14 protein-coding genes and 1 pseudogene are annotated in these 20,340 nt (G+C 70.7%); 11 read left to right on the forward strand and 4 right to left on the reverse strand.

From position 1 onward, the window contains the following. Positions 1–70: 70 nt before the first annotated feature. The 6 genes and pseudogenes from ACFVVU_RS18445 (at position 71) to ACFVVU_RS18470 (ending at position 7,020) form a co-directional block, all read left to right on the forward strand. Entirely contained in the window at positions 71–1,705 is a 1,635-nt protein-coding gene (locus tag ACFVVU_RS18445; RefSeq protein WP_387790925.1) for an FAD-binding oxidoreductase, read from the forward strand. Next, positions 1,702–2,010 carry a hypothetical protein gene (locus ACFVVU_RS18450; protein ID WP_387790927.1) on the forward strand — a complete coding sequence of 103 codons (309 nt, stop codon included), beginning with the start codon at positions 1,702–1,704 and terminating at the stop codon, positions 2,008–2,010. Before ACFVVU_RS18445 ends, ACFVVU_RS18450 begins: the two co-directional genes overlap by 4 nt. Before the next feature lie 345 nt (positions 2,011–2,355). Further along, positions 2,356–2,715: pseudogene (locus ACFVVU_RS18455) on the forward strand (helix-turn-helix domain-containing protein); the annotation flags it as partial. 234 nt (positions 2,716–2,949) lie between these two features. After that, on the forward strand, positions 2,950–3,555 hold the full coding sequence (locus ACFVVU_RS18460) for a toll/interleukin-1 receptor domain-containing protein (protein ID WP_380681939.1): 606 nt from the start codon (positions 2,950–2,952) through the stop codon (positions 3,553–3,555). Next, complete coding sequence (locus tag ACFVVU_RS18465) at positions 3,552–4,985, forward strand: TIR domain-containing protein (protein WP_380681938.1); 1,434 nt, start codon at positions 3,552–3,554, stop codon at positions 4,983–4,985. Before ACFVVU_RS18460 ends, ACFVVU_RS18465 begins: the two co-directional genes overlap by 4 nt. Positions 4,986–4,989: 4 nt before the next feature. Continuing rightward, positions 4,990–7,020 (forward strand): hypothetical protein, encoded by a 2,031-nt coding sequence (locus ACFVVU_RS18470; protein ID WP_380681937.1) that lies wholly within the window; start codon positions 4,990–4,992, stop codon positions 7,018–7,020. Positions 7,021–7,149: 129 nt separating this feature from the next. Here ACFVVU_RS18470 and ACFVVU_RS18475 read toward each other — a convergent pair whose 3' ends face one another. Beyond that, entirely contained in the window at positions 7,150–7,836 is a 687-nt protein-coding gene (locus ACFVVU_RS18475) for a hypothetical protein (RefSeq protein WP_387790929.1), read from the reverse strand. Positions 7,837–8,133: 297 nt separating this feature from the next. Here ACFVVU_RS18475 and ACFVVU_RS18480 point away from each other — a divergent pair, with 297 nt between their 5' ends. Then, positions 8,134–9,258 carry a LuxR C-terminal-related transcriptional regulator gene (locus ACFVVU_RS18480; protein ID WP_387790931.1) on the forward strand — a complete coding sequence of 375 codons (1,125 nt, stop codon included), beginning with the start codon at positions 8,134–8,136 and terminating at the stop codon, positions 9,256–9,258. Between the two features lie 415 nt (positions 9,259–9,673). Here ACFVVU_RS18480 and ACFVVU_RS18485 read toward each other — a convergent pair whose 3' ends face one another. Next, positions 9,674–10,213, reverse strand: coding sequence for a hypothetical protein (locus tag ACFVVU_RS18485; protein ID WP_387790932.1), 540 nt, complete (start codon positions 10,211–10,213; stop codon positions 9,674–9,676). Between the two features lie 159 nt (positions 10,214–10,372). Here ACFVVU_RS18485 and ACFVVU_RS18490 point away from each other — a divergent pair, with 159 nt between their 5' ends. Then, positions 10,373–12,838: a BTAD domain-containing putative transcriptional regulator gene (locus ACFVVU_RS18490; protein ID WP_387790934.1), complete on the forward strand. Its 2,466-nt coding sequence runs from the start codon at positions 10,373–10,375 to the stop codon at positions 12,836–12,838. 206 nt (positions 12,839–13,044) lie between these two features. Here ACFVVU_RS18490 and ACFVVU_RS18495 read toward each other — a convergent pair whose 3' ends face one another. Continuing rightward, a complete protein-coding gene (locus tag ACFVVU_RS18495; protein ID WP_380681931.1) occupies positions 13,045–13,638 on the reverse strand; it encodes a class I SAM-dependent methyltransferase in 594 nt (197 codons plus the stop codon). Between the two features lie 222 nt (positions 13,639–13,860). On the opposite strand from ACFVVU_RS18495, the gene ACFVVU_RS18500 reads away from it, so the two are divergent. Further along, complete coding sequence (locus ACFVVU_RS18500; protein ID WP_387790936.1) at positions 13,861–15,420, forward strand: M1 family metallopeptidase; 1,560 nt, start codon at positions 13,861–13,863, stop codon at positions 15,418–15,420. Between the two features lie 102 nt (positions 15,421–15,522). Here the strand turns inward: ACFVVU_RS18500 and dnaE are convergent, their stop codons facing one another. Then, complete coding sequence (dnaE, locus tag ACFVVU_RS18505) at positions 15,523–19,089, reverse strand: DNA polymerase III subunit alpha (RefSeq protein WP_387790938.1); 3,567 nt, start codon at positions 19,087–19,089, stop codon at positions 15,523–15,525. Positions 19,090–19,365: 276 nt separating this feature from the next. Here dnaE and ACFVVU_RS18510 point away from each other — a divergent pair, with 276 nt between their 5' ends. Together ACFVVU_RS18510 and ACFVVU_RS18515 are read left to right on the forward strand one after the other, a co-directional pair. Continuing rightward, a complete protein-coding gene (locus ACFVVU_RS18510) occupies positions 19,366–19,863 on the forward strand; it encodes a phosphoribosyltransferase (protein ID WP_380683367.1) in 498 nt (165 codons plus the stop codon). Between the two features lie 99 nt (positions 19,864–19,962). Next, entirely contained in the window at positions 19,963–20,301 is a 339-nt protein-coding gene (locus ACFVVU_RS18515; RefSeq protein WP_387790940.1) for a YkvA family protein, read from the forward strand. Positions 20,302–20,340 lie beyond the last annotated feature (39 nt).

Raw genomic sequence — 20,340 nt, forward strand, 5'->3', positions numbered from 1 at the left:
CCTGCGATTTCCTGGTTCGAGTGCTAGCGTGCCCTGCCAGCTTCTCGGAGTCGGGAAAGAGGGTCCCGGAATGCGTCATGAATTCTCCCGCCGCGGATTTCTCGGCGGTACCGGAATGGCCGCCGCCGGAGCATCCGCCACCTCCATCGGCCTGACCGCCGGCGATGCCGGAGCGGCCGGAGCCGCGTCGACGGAACGGCCCGAGGGGGAGACCGTCCTCCCCTCCGACCGCCGCTACGAGACGCTCAGCCAGGGCTTCAACCAGCGCTGGCGGAGTCGGCCGGCCCACATCCGGCTGGTGGGCAACGAGGCCGACGCCGTCGCCGAACTGCGGTCGGCATCGGACCGCGGGCTGCGGCCGACCGTACGCGGCGGCGGCCACTGCTACGAGGGATTCGTCGACAACGACGAGGGGGTCATCCTCGACCTCAGCTCCCTGCGCGGCGTGCGCGCCGCGACCGACAAGTTCGGCGCCGCCACCTACGCCGTCGAGGGCGGCGCCACCAACTGGGACGTCTACACGGGCCTGTTCCGCCGCTACGGCGTCACGCTCCCCGCCGGCTCCTGCTACTCGGTCGGCGCCGGCGGGCACATCTGCGGAGGCGGGTACGGACTGCTCTCCCGGCGGCACGGCCTGACCGTCGACCACCTGGTCCAGGTCGACGTGGCCACCGTCCGCGGCGGCCGGGTCGAGGTGACCCGGGCGAACCGCGCGGACCCCGAGGGCTCACCCGAGCGCGAGCTGTTCTGGGCCCACACCGGGGGAGGAGGCGGCAACTTCGGCGTCGTCCTGCGCTACCACTTCGCCCACCGCCTGCCCGAGCCGCCGCCCCGGGTCTGGCTCAGCAGCGTCGCCTGGAAATGGGAGGAACTGCGTAGGCATCCGGAGGACTTCCGCACCCTGCTCACCAATTTCGGCGCCTTCTTCGCCGCCCACAGCGGGAAGGAGGAGACGGTCTACCGGGGCTTGTTCTCGATCCTCCACCTCACCCACCACTCGAACGGGAACGTCGTCCTGTTCAGCCAGTGGGACGAGGAGGACCCGGCGCCGCTGGACGAGTTCCTCGCCCAGGTGGAGTCCGGGATGCACACCGGCGCCACCGTCCAGAGCGGCCCGGCCGGCCTGCTCTACCTGCCCTACCCCGACAAGCGGCGCCAACTTCCCTGGTTCCAGGCGACCATGACGGTCAGCGGTTCCGGCGCCAACCAGCGCGGCAAGTACAAGTCCGCCTACCACCGCAAGGCCTTCACACCCGCCCAGATCGACACCTGGTGGACCTGGCTCACCAAGGACGTCGAGGGCGCCGACCTCACCCAGACCCTGGTCCAGATCGACTCCTACGGCTGTCGGGTGAACGACCGCGCCACCACCGACACCGCCGTCCCGCAGCGCGACTCGGTGATGAAGCTCCAGTACCAGACCTACTGGACCGACCCTGCCCAGGACGCCGCCCACCTGGCCTACCTCCGCGGGCTCTACCAGGACACCTACCGCACCACCGCGGGCATCCCGGAGACCGACACCGACACCGACGGTGCCTACGTCAACTACCCCGACACCGACCTCGGCACCACCGCCGACCGGGCACCCGCCTACCAACGCCTCTACTACAAACAGAACTACGCCCGCCTGCAGCACGCCAAGTGGCTCTGGGATCCCGCCAACGTCTTCCACCACGCCCAGTCGATCACCCTGCCGTCGTGAGTGTGAACGCAGAGTCATGTCGACCATCCGGTATCAGAGCGACAGGCCTCCGTGCGTGCGACGAGAAGGACGACTACACCGGCCAGACCTGGAGCCATACGTTCTCCACCGGGAACACGTGCTACAACGGCGCCGGCCCCGACAACATGGGGGCGAAGTCGGTCTACAACAACTACGGCTACACCGCCCAGTTCTTCGACGCGCTCGGCAACGGCCACCGCTCGTTCCCCACCGTGGGCCACTACAAGTACGCGTCGTTCGGAGCGTACGAGGGCAAGGCGTACTCGTTCCGCATGGACCGGTAGCGCCTGGAGGTCCGTCGAGCGAACCGGCCTCCGAGCGGTGTCGGGGGCCGGTTCGCTCGCGGGGGCGGCTGGCTGGGCCGATGTGGTCCTTGGCGTACACGCGGGTCCGGAGGGCTTCCAGTTTGCTGTACAGCAGTTCGCCCGGCACGGCCACAGGCATCCCGCCGACATCCCGCGGTGCGAAGTGGCGCGGTGTGCGGGCCATTTGGAGTACGACTGAGTTCTGCTCGGCATCGATCACCGTCAGGTCCGCCCACCGGCTTCCGGCGGCGGCCGGCGGCGGCTTCGGGGTCGTCAGCACCTTGACCTCGAAGCCGTGATGGCGCAGGGTCGCGCCGACCCCGACGGATGAGCGCCCGCCCGTCGCTCGATCCAGAGGTCGCCGCTGCCTGGTGGCTGATGCGCACCAGCCGGGGACGGGTGCGCGTCGACAGCCTGGCGAACGAGGTGGGATGGAGCCGCAAGCGCCTGTGGTCCCGCTTCCGGTCCCAGATCGGCCTCACCCCCAAGCACGCCGCCCGGCTTGTGCGCTTCGACCACGCCGCCCATCTCCTCGCGGCGGGTAACGCCGCCGCCAAGGTGGCGGCCGCAAGCGGCTACACCGACCAGGCCCACCTCCACCGCGAGGTCAAAGCGTTCACCGGGGTGACACCCACCGCTGTAGCCGCTGCGCCGTGGCTCGCCATCGATGACGTCGCGTGGCCGACCCACGGCGACCCGCTCCACGAACGGGTGGGGCAGGTCGAGTGCGGCAGGACGGACGGCCGACGACACTCCCGAGCAGCGTGGCCGACGCTTCGGACGGCCCAGTCAACTGCCTTGGAGACCTTGCCCGTTGTGACATCATCGGCCGTCACCGTGCCGGTCGTTTCCTCTGAAGAAGCTCAAGGATGGCGCAAAGGCGGCGGCGGTTCCGGGCACAGGAGCTAACCTCCGGACATGGGGTCATGGGAAGTGGCGATCGCCGCTGCGGGCGCGGCCGCCGCCTTGTTCACCGCCGGGGCCGCCGTGCTCTCGGCCGGCATCGATGTGCGTGAGCGGCTGTCACGGCTACGGCGTCCTGCGGATGCCCCGCCCGCGCTGGAACCCGTCACCGAATCCGCGACCGGACCCGCCGCCGCCGAACCCGGCGACACGTACGACGCGTTCGTCTCCTACGCCCAGGCGGACACCGAGGTTGCGCAGGCCCTCGCCGCCCGGTTGCGTGCCGAAGGGCTGCGGGTCTTCCTGGCCGAGTGGATCGGCCCGGGGCTGGTGGAGAGCCTGGAGAAGGAAGCGGCCCTGCGCGTCACGGCCAACGGGATCCTGCTCTTCAGCAGCGCGACGATGGACGACGCCGCGATCCGCGACGAGTACGCGGCGCTGCTCCAGCGCGTGCACACCGGTGGACGGCGGTTCATCCCGGTGCTCGTGGACGATGTGGAACTGCCGCCCTTCGCCCGGATCCGCCGGCCCGCGGACCTGCGGAATCCCGGCAGCGCGCCCTACGACGCGAACCTCGCCGCGCTGGTGCGAGCGGTACGGCCACGGGGCGACGCCGTATGACTCGGGTGTTCCTCTCCTACGCCAGGGAGGACGCCGACTGGGCGAGAGCGCTGGCAGCCCGTCTCGGGCAGAGCGCCCTGACGGTCCTCTTCGACGAGTGGGACGTGCTGCCCGGTGACGTGGGCGTGCACCACACCGAGGCCGCGATCGAGGACGCCGGGTGTGTCCTGGTTGTCATCAGCCCGGCCTCGCGCACCTCGTCCTGGGCCCGTGAGGAGTACGCGGCCCTGGTCACGGCCGGAGCGCGGCGGCAGTTGCGGCTCATTCCGCTGCTGATCGGGGACGCTCCGCTCCCGCCCCTGGCCGCGAGCCGGGTCTGGCGCGACTTCAGGACCGTGGACGCCGCCGACTACGAGCGGAAGGTCGACGAACTCGTCGCCGCCGTCCGCGGCGAGCCCGTCCGGCACGGTTCCGGCGGATCCGTCGCACCGGGGCACGCGGAGAACATCGCGTCGGCCCAGCCGTCGCCGCCCCGGCCCCTCGTGCCGCCCGACCGCCCCGCGGTCGTCCTCTGCTACGACAAGGCAGACACGGCGTACGCCCATGCGCTCGCCGACCAGGTGAGAGGAGCCGGACTGCAGGTCTGGTCGGTCGCGGACCTGAAGGCCGGGGACTCGCATGTCTGGGTGAGGCGCCAGCAGTTGGACTTCGCGACGGCCGTGATCGTCCTGATGTCACCGCATTCCCAGGACTCGGACGACGTCACGGACATGATCCTGGAGGCGATGCACCACCAGCGTCCCTTCTTCCCGGTCCTGCTGGACGGGAAGCGCAACTACCTTCTGGCACACGCCTGGTACGTCGACGCCCGGGACGGTCGACCGCTGAGCCCGGAGGAACTCGGCCGGCTGCGGGACATCGACACCGCCTCCCGGAACGGCAGTTCGCCGGAGGAGATGTCCGCCCTGTTCCCGGCTCCGCTCCAGCGGCCCGCGGTGCAGACGGTGCGGGTGCCGGCGGCCGTCTCCCTCGGACGCCTCGACGGCTATCTCGCCGAGGGCAACTTCGCGCACGCGGATCTCCAGACCACCACCATCGTGCTGGAGGCGGCCGACCGTCTTGACGAGGGCTGGCTGGGCACCCGCCACGCACGCCGCATCCCCGTCGAGGTCCTGGCCCGCGTCGACGGCATCTGGGCCGATCACACGCACGGACGGCAGGGCTGGAGCGCCCAGGCGGCACGGGCCGCGGTGCGCGGAAACCGGCACGCGGACTTCCTCGCGCTGTCGGTGGCCTGTGGCTGGCGCAGCTCCGCCGATGCGCTGGTGCCGCGCTTCTACCCCGAAGTGACGGAGCGGGCGGGGCCCGGTCCCCGCGCAGCGTACTACCCGACGCTGCGCAATCCGCAGAACGAGCCGTTCAACCACTGGTACGACGAGTGGACCTCCACGGTTCTGGCCGTGCATCTGCGCAGGGTGGACAGGAGATGAGCCGGTGAAGCGGGCGAGCCGGACGGACCTGGCGATCTACCTGGTCGGGTCCCTGGCCGCGCTGTGCGCGCTGGCTGTCTCCCATCAACTGGCGCTCTACATCCACGCGTCGGTGAACGTCTTCGGCATCCTGGCTCTCGGCCCCGGCGTCAGACGAAAGATGTACGCGCTCAATCGGGGCAGGGAGGAGAAGCCCGATCTCCCCGTGAGCTGTCTCCCCCTCGTCTTCCTGATCTACATCACCGCTACGGAAGTCTCACATATGGGTATCGTGGTCGTCGTTGTCCTGCTCCTCCTGGCGATTGCCGGTGTCGTCTGCCGGCTCAGTCTCCATTACGTGCCGCCCGGCCACATCGGCATCGTGCGGCGCCGGTACGGCCCGGCTCATCCGGACTTCCCACAGGTCACCCCGTACTCCACCCACGGGGTGCTGGCCCGCACGCTCCTGCCCGGGCGCCACTGGATGCCGCCGTTCGTCTACCAGGTCCGGCCCGTCCCCCGGCTGCAGGTGCCAGGGGGCAAGATCGGCCTGGTCACGGCGAAGGAGGGCCGGACGCGGCCGGGGAACCGAGTGCTGGCACAGCCGGTGCCCTGCGACGACTTCCAGGACGGCGTGAAGTTCCTGCTGAACGGCGGGGAACAGGGCACACAGGTCGGCGTGCTGGCCGGCGGACAGTCCTACTCCGTCAACCCGGCGCTGTTCCATGTGTCGATGGTGGACCGGGTCCACGTGCCGACGGGCACCATCGGCCTGGTCGACGCGAGGGCCGGCGGGAACCGGCCGCCCGGGGCGCTCTTCGGTCGTCATGTGGAGTGCGACGACTTCCAGGACGGCCAACGGTTCCTCGTCGGCGGCGGCCAGCAGGGCAAGCAGCTCGCCATTCTCCAGGGCGGTGCCTACTACGACATCAACCCGGCCCTGTTCGACGTCATCACCATGCACAATGTGAAGGCACGCGGCGGACCGCTGGAAGAAAAGCACCTGAAGCAGATCGCCATTCCCGCCGACCGGACCGGCGTGGTGATCACGCTCGACGGCGCGGATCCGGGGGACGACGACCAGGCGGCACCACCGGTGCCGGGCCATCAGGGGTTCCACCTGCCATGGGTGTTCCTGCAGAACGGCGGCCGCCGGGGAGTGCAGGACGAAACCCTGTCCGGGGGAACGGTCTCCGCGCTCAACCCGTACTTCGTCCGCGTCATGCTGGTCCCGACGCACCTCCTCTCCCTGGAATGGGACGAGAAGACGCCCGCGAAGCAGCAGAACTACGACGTGCACCTGGGGAGGATCACGGCCACCGTGCAGGGCTACCGGCTGTCCGTGGACGTGAAGCAGCACATCCAGATTCCCGCCCAGTCCGCGCCCGGACTGGTCAGGAGGCACGGCGGAGCCCAGGGCTCGGACATCGGCGGCCTCGACGACAACCGGCTGCCCGTTCAGCTCTTCGTGCAACGCGTGCTGGGCGCCATCGTCGCCACGTACTTCAGCCAGATCGCCACCGCGTCGACCGTGCTGGAGTTCGTGAAGAACTACCGTGAGGCCCGACTCGAACTCGCCACCCTGGTGGAGAACGGACTCCGTGACTGGGGAGTGGAGCCCAAGGGCACCCACCTGGGCGTGTACCGGGCGGAGGACGAGCGGCTCAACGAGATGCTCAAGCGGACGGCCGACGAGGAGATGGAGGGCGAGAAGCTCGTGCTGCAACTGGAGAACGCGGAACGCGAGGACGCGATCGACCAGGTGCGGGTGGAAGCGGAACGGCGGCGTGTGAAGCTGGAGCTGGAGGCCGAGATCCAGCTCCTCGGCCTGCCGAACGTCATGGTGCTCAAGATGCTCAGGGAGATCACCCAGGCGCCCGTTCCGCAGATCGTCAGCGGGGGCGACCTCTCGGCATTCCTCGAAACGCTGCCGCTCAACCGGCTCGACGGGCTGATGGACCGGATGCGGAACCTGCGCGGGGCGGCCGGGATCGAAGACGTGGAACGGCCCGCGCTCCCCGAGGCGGAGGGCGGGGAGGCCGGGGAGAAGGAGTGAGACGCGGCGCCTGCCTGGTATGAAGACCTTGGTGTGATCGGGGCTGTCGCCGTCAGGTGACAGCCCCGATCAGCCAGGCGCAGGACACCGGATGCTCCGTCCGGCGTACGCAACCCGGTCCGGGGCGGACTACGGCCTGGTGTCGTAGAGGTTGAGCCCGCCGATGATGTCCGAGCCGTCGATCCAGAACTCGCTCCTGTTGCCGTACCGGTCGTAGGCGGCGATCTCCAGCGTGTACCACTCGCCCCAGTTCGTCAGCGGCCCGTTCGGGAGGTGCCAGCCGTCGCCGCCGGTGGTGGAGTGCACCCAGGTGAAGCAGAGGTAGCGCTCGGGGTAGCTCCGGTCGTAGATCCTCGCGTAGTCCCACCACTTGTTCCCGTCGGGGAAGTTGACGACCTCGCCCAGGCTGTGGCCGTCCGACGGGACGTAGTAGGCGGAGTCGTGCGGCTCCTGGTTCCAGACGTAGCCGCCGTAGAAGTTCTTGCGGTGATTGTCGGACGGGATGTGGCTGGAGAAGAACCCCTGGTAGCCGGACTGGCTGAAGCAGTTCCACACCTTGAAGGTGACGAAGTGGTTGTCCCTGGAGTCCAGTGACAGGTAGTAGTTCCAGGCGTCCGTCGTCACGTACTGGGTGTTGCCGCCGTACTTGGTCGTCGTGCGCGCGTACTCCCAGGTGACGTCTCCCCGCCGGTACACCACGGCCGACCTCGGCGTGAGCGTGACCTTGTCGTGGAACGTGCCGTTGAGGGAGCTCGTGACGCTGTCGTTGGTGTCGGTCCTGACCAGAACACCGATCCAATTGACCGGAACGTACACCTACCGGAGCTTCCTGGAGCTTTCCGATCCCGTCGACGACTTCAACATGCTCCGGTTCGCCCAGACGACGTGAGCCGCGGTCGCCGGGCGGCGGTGCCGGAGGCGGGGACTCGTAGGAGGAGTAGGTGAAGAGGTCGACGACCAGACCGGTGCCGCAGGCCGAATCGGCGGCGACCTGGTAGCCGAGGGTGGAGCTGCTGCTGACGGTCCGGCCGCGGCGGGCGTACTCTTCGGCGCCGCCCGGCGCGCGACCTCCCGGGACTGTGGGGGCGCCAACTGCGGCCCTATGGTAAAGAGATGACCTCAATCCGGGACAGGGAACGCCGCATGGTGGGAGAGATCGACGATCTGGCGGCGGCGAAGCTTCCGCTCGAACAGTTCTTCCGAGAGCTCCTCACCGTCCTCGGGCCCGCTCTCGGATCCGAAGCGGGATGCCTGCACGGCGCCGATCCGGTCACCGGCTTCCTGACCTCCACCGTTGCCGAGGGCCTGCAGCCGACCGCCTTCGAGCACGCCATCCGGTTGGAGATGTGGTCCGACGACACCACCCGGTTCGTCGACATCCGGGCCGCAGGACGCGTCGTGGAGACCGTGCACCGCGCCACCGGGGGCCGACCCGAACGTAGCGTGCGCTACCGGGAGTTGCTTGCCGAGTTCGGGCTGGGCGACGAGCTGCGGATGAACTTCGATGTCGGCGGCGGGCGATGGGGCGCCGCCGCGTTGATGCGCGAGGCCGGTTCGGCGCCCTTCGGCGCGAGCGAGCAGAGACTGGCCGAACGGGCCGCCCGGGCCGTGGCCGCCGCCCTGCGCGACTATGCGCTGCCCACCGCAGCCGGCCCTGACGGGCAGGGCGTCCGGGCGGACCCGCAGGACGGACCGTACTGGCTCGGGGTCGCCGTCATCGGCCCCACCGGTCAGCTCACCTCCGCGGACTCCGGGGCCCGGCAGCTGTTCGAGGAACTCTCCGAGCCGCGGTACCGCCCCGCCGGAGTACCGACCGCGCTGATCTACCTCTCCGAGCGGGCCCGCACCCACGCGACCTCCGCGAACGCCAACGCGGGCTCCCACGCCTGGACCCGGCTGCGCCGCCCCAGCGGCCAGTGGGTCGCCGTCCGCGCCTCGCTGCTCGACCAGAGCCCGCGGGGCAGCGTCGCCCTGGTCGCCCAGCCCGCGAGCCCGGTCGACGTCATTCCGCTGTCCCTGCTGGCACACCGGTTCTCCCCCCGGGAGCAGGAGGTGGTCCTCCAGGCAGTGCGGGGCCTGAGCACCCGGGACATAGCCCACCGGCTCTTCCTGAGCCCGGCCACCGTCCAGGACCACCTGAAGTCGGCCTTCACCAAGACCGGCGTACGCAGCCGCCGCGAACTCGTCGCACTCCTCGCGGCCCCGTACACCGCCGGACTCGGCCGCCCCCCGGGCTGACACCCCCGCCCGGCAACCGGGCAGGAGCCGCGACAGCGCGAGGAGCACAGGTCGCTGACCTGGGGCTTCGTCGTCGAGCGGTCCGCAACAGGTCGCCTTCCTACCACAGGGACGAGGCGTCGCGCCCCCTGCAAACCTGGGATGCCACCGGTCGCCGCCGGATGGGAGGGTCTGTCCCATGCCACGCGCCCCCCACCCCGGAGTCCCCGCCGGCCGACGAGGCCCCCGCCCTGCCTCCCGTATCGTCGAGGAGCCCCGAGCGCCGGACGGCCCGGCCACCCGAGGGTGACCGGGCCACTCGTACGGGAGCCCTCGCGCCCGTGCCCCGAGGGCTCCGGACCGCTACCGGAATCGGAGGCGGTGCGGCCGGGCGGACTGCTCACCGCCCCGCCCGGCCGTCACCACCGCGCCGCCGTCAGTTCCAGGGGTTGGCCTGCTGGTCGTTGATGGCGGTCCAGAAGCGGGCGTTGGGGGCGATGTTGCCGTAGGCCCAGAAGCTCCACCCGCCGACGTACTCCAGGTTCGGGCCGTAGCGGCCGTCGTGGAACTCGGCCTGGCGCCAGCCGATGCCGAAGGACGCCTGGCAGACGCTGTTCGCGGCGGCCTGGCTGTTCAGTCGCGAGCCCTTCACCGGCTGGCTGAGCGCGACGGTGCCGCCGGCCCAACCGCTGTAGAAGCCGAGGCTGATGCCGTCCGGCGCCGGGCTGTCGTCCACGTTGATGCAGAGGACCGGCAGCGAGACGGACGGAAGGGTGTCGCCGTTGTACGGGTCGCTCGGCGTCGAGTGCTGGGGGCCACCGACCTGGACGGTCCCGTCCGGGCCCGTCGCGAGCACCTGCCAGGTCATTCCCTTGTGGGTGGCCGGCCCGGCGGCCTGCGCGGTGCTCGCCGAGAGCGGTACGAGGGCCAGGCCGAGTGCGACGGCCAGGGCTGCGGCCTGCTTCATGCGCTTCATCCAACTGCTCCTTGAGTGTGGGGGAGCCGGCCCCGGTGGGGCCGGTGAGAGAAGACTCGCAACCGGATGCACAAAGTTGACACGAATCCATCATGAAATGGTCACAGGCTTCGACGGTGTACGGGTCGCCTCGACCTCGGCCAACCACGGGAGGGACAGATGGAGTTCAAGATCCTGGGACCACTGGAAGTGTGGGCCGACGACGGTGAGCGGACCCGGACGGAAGGGGCCAAGCAGGAGCGGATGCTCGGCATCCTGCTGCTGAACGCCGGGGCCGTCGTCCCGGTGGCCCGCCTGGTCGACGCGGTCTGGGACGACGAACCGCCGGCCACGGCCCACCGCCAGGTGCGGAACCTCGCCGGGCTGCTGCGGCGCAAGCTCGCCGCCGCCCACGACGGGTCGCCGGTACTGCTCACCGACGGCCCGGGCTACCGGATCGCACCGGACGGCCACCAGGTGGACGCCCTGACCTTCGCCCACCGGGTGTCGGTGGCGCGCCGACTGGCCGAGCGCGGCGAACCCGCCGCAGCCGTACAGGAGTTCCGCTCGGCGCTCGGCCTGTGGCGCGGCCCGGTGCTGGACGGGCTGTCCGGCAGCCTGCTGGCCGCCGGCTCGGTGGCACTGAACGAACTGCGGCTCACCGCCTGGGAGAACTGCCTGGACCTGGAGGCCGAACTCGGCCGGTACCGGCAGAGCGTCCCGGAGCTGACCGCACTGGTCGCCGAACACCCGCTCCGGGACCGCTTCGTGTCACAGCTCGTCCGGGCCCTGCACCGGGCGGGCCGACAGGCCGACGGGCTCGCCGCCTACCGCCGGTTCGCGCGACAGCTGGCCGATGAACTCGGCCTCGACCCCGGGCCGGAACTCCAGCTCCTGCACCAGGAATTGCTGAAGGGCGGGCCCACCCCGGCCGCGCGCTCGCCCCGCGCCCGGCAGCACGTGCCCAGGCCCGCCCAACTGCCGCCCGCGCTGGCCACCTTCGTCGGACGGAAGGCGGAACTCGGCGCCCTGGACGGCCTCGCCGACCCGGCCGGCGCGGTCGTCGCCGCCGGCATCGGCGTGGTGACCGGCGGCGCCGGGACGGGCAAGACCGCCCTCGCCGTGCACTGGGCACACCGGGTCCGCGAGCGCTTCCCCGACGGTCAGCTCCACCTCAACCTGCGCGGGTACGCCTTCGGCCCGCCGCTGGCCACGTACGAGGCGCTGGCCCGCCTCCTGCGGGCCCTCGGCACCGACCGCGAGCAGATACCCGGCACCATCGACGAGAGTGCCGCCCTGTACCGGTCGCTGCTCGCCGACCGCAGGGTCCTGGTACTGCTCGACAACGCCCGCAACGCCGAGCAGGTCCGCCCGCTGCTGCCCGGCTCGGCGGGCTCGCTGGCCCTGGTGACCAGCCGGGACGGGCTGGCCGGGCTCACCGCCTGCGACGGCGCCCGGCGGCTGGTGCTCGACGTCCTGCCCCAGCCCGATGCCGTCGAACTGCTCGCCCGGATCACCGGCGCCGACCGCACCCGCGCCGAACCCCGAGCCGCCGCCGAACTCGCCGCCGCCTGCGGTCACCTGCCGCTCGCCCTCGGCATCGCCGCGGGCCGCCTCGCGGAACGACCCCACCGCACCCTGGTGGACCACGCCGCCGAACTGCGCGACGCGGAGGACCGCCTCACCGCGCTCCAGATCGACGGCGACGCCACCTCCGCCGTCCGGGTCGCCTTCGACCTCTCCTACCGGGCCCTGCGACCCACCGCCCAGCGGCTCTTCCGACTACTCGGTCTGGCCCCCGGCAGTCGAATCAGCACGGCCGCGGCCGCCGCGCTCTCCGGCTCGGCCCCCGCCGCGACCAGACCGGTGCTCGACCGCCTCGCCGCGGCCCATCTGCTCCACCCCGCAGGCCCGGACCGCTACCGCCTGCACGACCTGCTGCGCTGCTACGCCGCCGACCGTGCCACCGCCGAAACCGCCCCCGCCGACCGCGCCGCCGCCCGGGAACGCCTCTGCTCCTGGTACCTGCACCACGCGGAGGCGGCGGCCCGCCTGCTCACCCCGCGCCGCCGGCGCCTGCCGCTCACCGCCGCCGGCCCCTGGTACGAGCCGCCGGGCTTCACCACCCCGGCCGAGGCGCGGCAGTGGTGCGAGAGCGAGCACTCCCATCTGCTGGAGACCGTCCGGTACGCCGCCGAGCACGGTCTCGACGGCCACGCCTGGCAGCTGCCCGTGGCGCTCTGGGGCCACTTCCGGGCCGGCCCGTACCTGGCGGACTGGATGGAGGCGGACCGGTCGGCGGTCGCGGCGGCCCGCCGGATCGGCGACCGCGGCGGCGAGGGCAGGGCCCGCAACGACCTGGCCGCCGCCCTGAGCGCGCAGGGCCGGCACGAGCCCGCCCTCGGTGAACTGCGCACGGCCCGCGCGCTGCTGGCCTCGGTCGGCGACCGCGCGGGCGAAGCCGACGTGCTCGGCAACCTGGGCCGGCAGAGCCTGCTCACCGAGCAGTACGAGGCCGCCGGCACCTATTTCCGCGAGGCCCTCGCGATCCTGCGGGAACAGCCCCCGCCGCGCCGCGACGAGTGGGCGATCGACCGCTGCGAGGCCAACCTGGCCATGGCCGGCCGGTTGAGGCCCGTCCGCTAGACGATCACCTGGCCGGGCCGCGGAGCCGGCGGACCGAGGGGGCCAGGACGACTCCACGGCCGGCCGCCCGGTCGCGTCGCTCGGGGGATCGTGGCGGCGCTACCCCGGCGCCGGCGGCATCCGGCGGCGAGGCGGTGTGGTCACGGCGGGGGAGTGCGTTGCCCCCCGTGGAAGTCTCCCGGGGCGTCTGCCCCGGGAGACGGACCCTAGGCGCGGCTCAGCACCCAGACGCCGTAGGCGTCGTTCGCGGGATGCAGCTGGTAGGTGCCCGCGCGCAGGTCGACGCGCAGTCCGGCGGCGGCCAGATCCGCCTCGAACTCGGCCGCGGTGTAGTTCCTGGCGTGCGGCGGCGGGTCCTGCAGGTGGAAGCCGACCAGGATCCGGCCGTTCTCGCCGAGCACGTCGCGCATCGCGCCCAGCGCCCTGCGCTCCGTGCCCTCGGCGAGGTAGACGAGGACGTTGCCCACGCAGACGACCAGGTCGAACGGGCCGTCGTCGGGACCGAGGCCGAGAACGTCGCGTTCCTCGATCGGCAGCCCGGGGTAGGTCTCCCGGGCCTGCCGGACCAGGGCTTCGTCGGGCTCGATCGCGACCACGTCGTGTCCCCGGCGCAGGAGGGCCGCGGCCACCCGGCCCATGCCGGCGCCGGCGTCGAGCACCCGGGCGCCACGCGGCAGCAGCGTGTCGGCGAGCCGGGCCTCGCCGTCGACGTCCTCGCCGGCGGCGATGAGCTCGGCGAACCGCTTGCCGAAGCTCCCGCTCTGCCCCGCCTCCTGCCAGCGGGTTCGCCGCATGGTCATCGGTATCGGTTCTCCGGGTGGCGGCGTGATCCTGTCCATGTCCGCATCCTAGAACCATGGCCCCGACCCTGGTCGTGGCGCCGAGGCGCCCGCCATGCGCGCTGACCGTAGGGGCGCCGCCGGGTCCTCTTCATGACGTTCTCACAATCGGGGAGTAGACGGGCAGTTGCCGGGACAGGGATCGGTTCGACCCGATCGTTCCAGTGATCCCTGGAGGACCATGTGCGCAAGAGGTTGATCGTTTCTGCCGCCGGTGCCCTGAGCCTGTTCCTGGCCGTCCCCGCCTCGGCTTCCGGCTTCCAGCCGGGTGCGGACGGCTTGGGGGACCCGTACTACCCCACCCTCGGTAACGGTGGGTACCGCGTCTCGCACTACGACGTCCGGCTGAAGTACCAGCCCGCCACCGACGAGCTGGAGGGCACGACGACCATCCTGGCCACGGCCACCCAGAACCTCTCCCGGTTCAACCTCGACTTCGCGCTGAAGGTCTCCGAGGTCCGGGTCAACGGACGGCTCGCCGCCTTCGCCACCAGCGGCGATCAGGAGCTGGAGATCACTCCGGCCCGGCCGCTGGCGAGAGGGTCCCAGGCCACCGTGGTGGTGCGCTACAAGGACGTGCCGTCGACCGTGGAGAAGTACGGCGGCTACACCGCCTGGCGCCGCACCCCGGACGGCGCGGTGGTGGCCGGCGAGCCCGTTTCGGCGGGCTGGTGGTTCCCGAGCAACGACCACCCGAGCGACAAGGCGACCTTCGACGTCTCGGTGCTGGTGCCGGACGGCACCCAGGTGGTCAGCAACGGCGTGCTGGCCGGCACCGCCTCGCGGGCGGGCTGGACCCGCTACAACTGGCGCGAGGACAAGCCGCAGGCCACCTACCTGGCGACCCTGGCGATAGGGAAGTTCGACATCACCCGGGACACCACGGCCAGTGGGCTGCCGGTCTACAACGCCTACAGCAAGGACCTCGGGGCGAACGCGGGCGCGGCCCGGGCGAGCGTGGAGCGCACCGGCGAGCTGGTGGACTGGCTGAGCGGCTACTTCGGCGAGTACCCGTTCAGCTCGGTCGGCGGCGTCGTGCCCAACGTCCGGAGCAGCGGTGGTCTGGAGACCCAGACGCGGGTCTTCTACGGTCCCGGGTTGTTCGCGCGGGGATCCAACACCTCGGTCGTCGTGCACGAGTTGGCCCACCAGTGGTACGGCGACAGCGTCTCGCTCTCCCGCTGGAGCGACATCTGGCTGAACGAGGGCTTCGCCCAGTACGCGCAGTTCCTCTGGTCCGAGCACGAGAACGAGGGCACCGCGCAGGAGCTGGCCGACTACATCTACGCCCTCTACCCGGCCGACGACCCGTTCTGGAGCGTCAAGCCGGGCGACCCGGGCGAGGAGAACCAGCTGTCCGACGCGGTCTACCAGCGCGGGGCGGTTGCCATTCAGGCGCTGCGCAACACCGTCGGGGACGAGACGTTCTTCCGGATCCTGAAGGGCTGGCCCACCGAGCGCCGTTACGGCAACGCCACCATTCCGGAGTTCCAGGCGTACGCGGAGAAGGTCTCCGGCCGGAAGCTCGGCGACCTGCTGAACACCTGGCTGTTCACCCCCGGCAAGCCCGCCACCGGGCCGGTGCCGAACACCACCACGGCCGCCGTCCCGCCGGCGGCGGGTGCGGGTGCGAGTGCGGGTGCGGGTTCGGCGGCGGACCGCGGCGACGGGCCGCGGCCGGCGGAACCGAAGTCCTGGCGGAAGATCCTGGACGCCAACGCCGTTCACGCGGACCGGAAGTGACGGGACGGCCATGAGGAACCGGCGGTCCGCGCGTACGGCGCGGACCGCCGACCCGGCCTGACGGCGACAGCGGCCACCGCCGGCCGGTGGTCCCGGCCCGGTTCAGGAACGGACCGCGGTGCCCATCCAGGCGCGGTTGCCGAGCAGGGTCTTGATGTCCGAGGCGAGTCCGTTCTCGGGGTTCACCAGGAAGCCGAGCTCGTAGAGGGTGTCCTTGTCCCAGCCGGTGGTCAGGAGGCGGATCGGGACGTCGCCGGGGTGGGCGTGGAGGGCGAGTTTGAGCTCGGCCACGACCTCGGGGGTGATCCGGGCGGCCGGCACGGTGATCTGGACCGGTGGCTTGGTGCCCAGTTCGGCGGAGGAGACGTCCAGCGTGGTGATCTCCTGGCCGAAGATGCTCAGCGAGCCGTCGCGCTCGTTGAGCCGGCCGCGGACCGAGATGACGTTGTCCTCCACCATCTGTTCGGCCATGAGGTTGTAGGTGGCGGGGAAGAACAGCACCTCGACCGAGCCGTCCCGGTCGGCGAGGGTGATGATCGCCCAGGCGTTTCCGGCCTTGTTGATCCGGCGGTCCACGGCGGTGATGAGGCCGGAGAGGCGGACCTCGCCCTCGGTCCGGCCCGAGCCGAGGAGGTCGGCGATCGAGGTGTCCCGGTTCTGGGAGAGGATGTGCTCGGCGCCGTCGAGTGGGTGGCTGGAGACGTAGAGACCGAGCATCTCGCGCTCCAGGGAGAGGAGTTGGCGGCGCGGCCACTCACGGTCGGTGAGCTCGAAGTCCAGTCCGATACCGGGTCCGCCGCCGTCGCCGGTGTCCAGCGAACCGAAGAGGTCGTCCTGGCCGATCGCCTGCTGCTTCTTCACCCCGGTGACGGCGTCGATCGCGCTCTCGTGGACGGTGCTGAGCGAGAGCCGGGTGTGCCCGAGCGAGTCGAAGGCGCCGGCCTTGACCAGCGAGTCGACGGTGCGCTTGTTGCACACCACCAGCTCCACCTTGTCCAGGAAGTCGGGGAAGGAGGTGTACTTGCCCTCCGCCTCCCGGGTGCGCACCAGCGACTCGATGACCGGGACGCCGACGTTGCGCACCGCCTTGAGGCCGAAGCGGACGTCGCTGCCGACGGCGGTGAAGTCGACCACCGACTCGTTGACGTCGGGGGAGAGGATCCGGATGCCCATCTGCCGGCACTCCGCCAGGTAGACCGCCATCTTGTCCTTGTCGTCGGCGACCGAGGTGAGCAGCGCGGCCATGTACTCGGCGGGGTAGTTGGCCTTGAGGTAGGCGGTCTGGTAGGAGACCAGGCCGTAGGCGGCGGAGTGTGATTTGTTGAACGCGTAGCCGGCGAACGGGACCAGGACGTCCCACACGGCCTGGATGGCCTCGTCGGAGTAGCCGCGTTCCTTGCAGCCGGCGTGGAAGGGGACGAACTCCTTCTCCAGGACCTCCTTCTTCTTCTTGCCCATCGCCCGGCGCAGCAGGTCGGCCTGGCCGAGCGAGTACCCGGCGAGCACCTGGGCGGCGCGCTGGACCTGCTCCTGGTAGACGATCAGCCCGTAGGTGGGGCCGAGGACGTCGGCGAGCGGGGCCTCCAGCTCGGGGTGGATCGGGATGATCTCCTGCTGGGCGTTCTTGCGCAGCGCGTAGTTGGTGTGGGAGTTCATGCCCATCGGGCCCGGGCGGTACAGCGCGGAGACGGCGGAGATGTCGGCGAACTCGGTGGGCTTCATCAGCTTGAGCAGGGCGCGCATGGGGCCGCCGTCGAGCTGGAACACGCCGAGCGTGTCGCCCCGGGCCAGCAGCTGGTAGGTGGTGGGGTCGTCGATCGGGATCTTCTCGATGTCGACGTCCACGCCGCGGTTGGCTTTGACGATCTTGATGCAGTGGTCGATGATGCCCAGGTTCCGCAGACCCAGGAAGTCCATCTTGATCAGGCCCATGGCTTCGCACGACGGGTAGTCGAAGCCGGTGATGATGGTGCCGTCCTTGTCCCGCATGTGCAGCGGGATCAGCTCCAGCAGCGGGGTGGAGGAGAGGATGACGGCGGCGGCGTGCACACCGGTGCCGCGGATCAGGCCCTCGATGCCCCGGCCGGTGTCGATGATCTTCTTGACGTCGGGCTCGTTGTCGTACAGCGCCCGGATCTCGGTGCCCTCGTTGTACCGGGGGTGCTTGTCGTTGAAGAGGTCGGCCAGCGGCACGCCCTTGCCCATGACGTCCGGCGGCATCGCCTTGGTGATCCGGTCGCCCATCGCGAAGGGGTAGCCGAGGATGCGGTTGGCGTCCTTGACCGCCGCCTTCGCCTTGATCGTGCCGAAGGTGTTGACCTGGGCGGTGTAGGCGGAGCCGTACTTGTCGGTGACGTAGCGCACCATCTGGTCGCGCTGGCGGTCGTCGAAGTCGATGTCGACGTCCGGGGGGTTGATGCGCTCGGGGTTGAGGAACCGCTCGAACAGCAGGTCGTGCTCCAGCGGGTCGAGCTGGGTGATGCCGGTCAGGTAGGCGACCATCGAGCCGGCCGCCGAGCCACGGCCCGGGCCGACCGGGATGCCGTTGTCCCGCCCGTACTGGCAGATGTCGGCGACCACGAGGAAGTAGGCGTCGAACCCCATCGGGGTGATCACGCCCATCTCCAGCTCGACCCGGTCCAGCACCTCCTGGCTCGGGTTGTCGCCGTAGCGGTGCTTGAGGCCGGCGGCGATCTTCTGCCGCAGGTACGAGGCCTGGGTCTCGCCCTCGGGCACGTCGAACTGCGGCATCCGGTCGACGTAGGTGAAGACCTCCTCGTACGACTCGACCCGCTCGGCGATCGCCAGCGTGTTGTCGCAGGCCTCCGGCAGCTCGCGGAAGAGCTCGCGCATCTCCTCGGCGGTCTTGACGTAGTAGCCGGTGCCCTGGAACTTGAACCGGTTCGGGTCGTCCTTGTTCTTGCCCACGCCGACGCAGAGCAGGCTGTCGTGGGCGTCCGCCTGGTCGGCGGTCACGTAGTGCGAGTCGTTGGTGGCGAGCAGCGGAATGTTGAGCTGCTTGGCCAGGCGCAGCAGGTCCGCGCGGACGTCCTGCTCGATGGACAGACCGTGGTCCATCAGTTCCAGGAAGTAGTTCTCCTTGCCGAAGATCTCCTGGTAGGCGCCGGCCGCCTTGACCGCCTCGTCGTACTGCCCGAGCCGCAGCCGGGTCTGCACCTCACCGGAGGGGCAGCCGGTGGTGGCGATGATGCCGGTCGCGTTGGCGGCGATCAGCTCGCGGTCCATCCGGGGCTTCATGTAGTAGCCCTCCATCGACGCGAGCGAGGAGAGCTTGAAGAGGTTCCGCAGGCCGGTGGCGTTCTGCGCCCACATGGTCATGTGGGTGTAGCGGCCGCCGCCGGAGACGTCCTTGCCGCCCTCGCCGTCCGCGCTGGCCGGCCGCTGGCCGCCGGGCGACCAGAACACCTGCTTCTTGTGGAAGCGCGAGGACGGGGCGACGTAGGCCTCGATGCCGATGATCGGCTTCACGGCGGTCTTGGCGGCGGCGTGGAAGAACTCGTAGGCGCCGAACATGTTGCCGTGGTCGCTCATCGCGATGGCGGGCATGCCCTGTCTCTCCGCCTCGGCGAAGAGCTTGCCGTTCTTCGCGGCCCCGTCCAGCATCGAGTACTCGGTGTGGACGTGCAGGTGCGCGAAGCTGTCGGACACGGCGCTGGGCTCCTCGGTGGTTCCGGGACGGGGAAGCGGTCCAGGTTAATCGGTCGGCGCGTACGACACGCCGCGCCGGACCACCTCACGGACGGCAGCGCCGTCGGTATCCGCTGGTCCGCCACTCGCCAGCAGCAGCTGGAGGACGTTCTGCACCGAAGAATCTTCGTCGCCGGACGGTGGGACGACCCCACTTGACGCCATCGGCGCAGAAGAATCTCCTGTCCTCGCGGGGCGGCGTTCGTGGTCGGGTCGACGACCGTGGAGAATGTGCAGGTGAGCGATGTACGTGAAGTCCTGGATTACCAGACGTTCGGTCGGGCGGTGCGCGAGCTGGCGCAGTCGGTGGCGGATGACGGGTTCGAGCCCGATCTCATCCTGAGCATCGCCCGTGGTGGTGTGTTCGTGGCCGGGGGTCTGGCCTACGCGCTGGACTGCAAGAACATTCATCTCGTGAACGTCGAGTTCTACACGGGGGTCGGCACCACCCTCGACATGCCCGTGATGCTGGCACCCGTTCCCGAGGCGATCGACTTCACCGACAAGAAGGTCCTGATCGCCGACGACGTCGCCGACACCGGGAAGACGCTGAAGCTGGTGCGCGACTTCTGCCTCGGCCATGTCGCCGAGGTGCGCTCGGCCGTGATCTACGAGAAGTCGCACAGCCTGGTGCAGTGCGAGTACGTGTGGAAGCGGACCGACGACTGGATCAACTTCCCGTGGTCGACGGAGGCGCCGGTGGTCCGGCGCGCGGGTGGCGTTCTCGACGCCTGAGCGGGATCGGATCCGGAAACGGGTCTCCCGTACCCTGGGCAGGGCCGCGCGGTGGGTCCGCGCGTGCCCGCCCGGGCCGCTCGGCGCGCCGGGGGCGGGATGTCCGGGCGCGAGCGGGAGGTGTGGCCGGTGGACGGCGGCGGCGTTCTGTGGTGGGTCCTCGGCGCTCTGGTGGTCGTCTCCCTGGCGGTCGCGGTGGTGCTGGTCGTGAAGCTGGTCCGCGTCCGCAGGCTCCTGGTGGCGACCGGTGTCCCGATGTCGGCCAAGGTTCTCTTCTGGGCGTCCATCGCCTATCTGATCAGCCCCGTCGACCTGCTCCCGGACCCCGTTCTGCTGGACGACATCGGGCTGCTCCTGGTGGCCCTGCGCACCCTGCACAAGGCGGTCGGGAAGGCGTCGCGCGGATCGGGCGACGCCGACCGGTACGGGCCGGCCTGACCGTTCACAGCGGCTGAGCGGATCCCCGGCGCGCCCACG

The sequence above is a fragment of the Kitasatospora sp. NPDC057965 genome (assembly GCF_042887135.1).
Lineage (GTDB): Bacteria > Actinomycetota > Actinomycetes > Streptomycetales > Streptomycetaceae > Kitasatospora.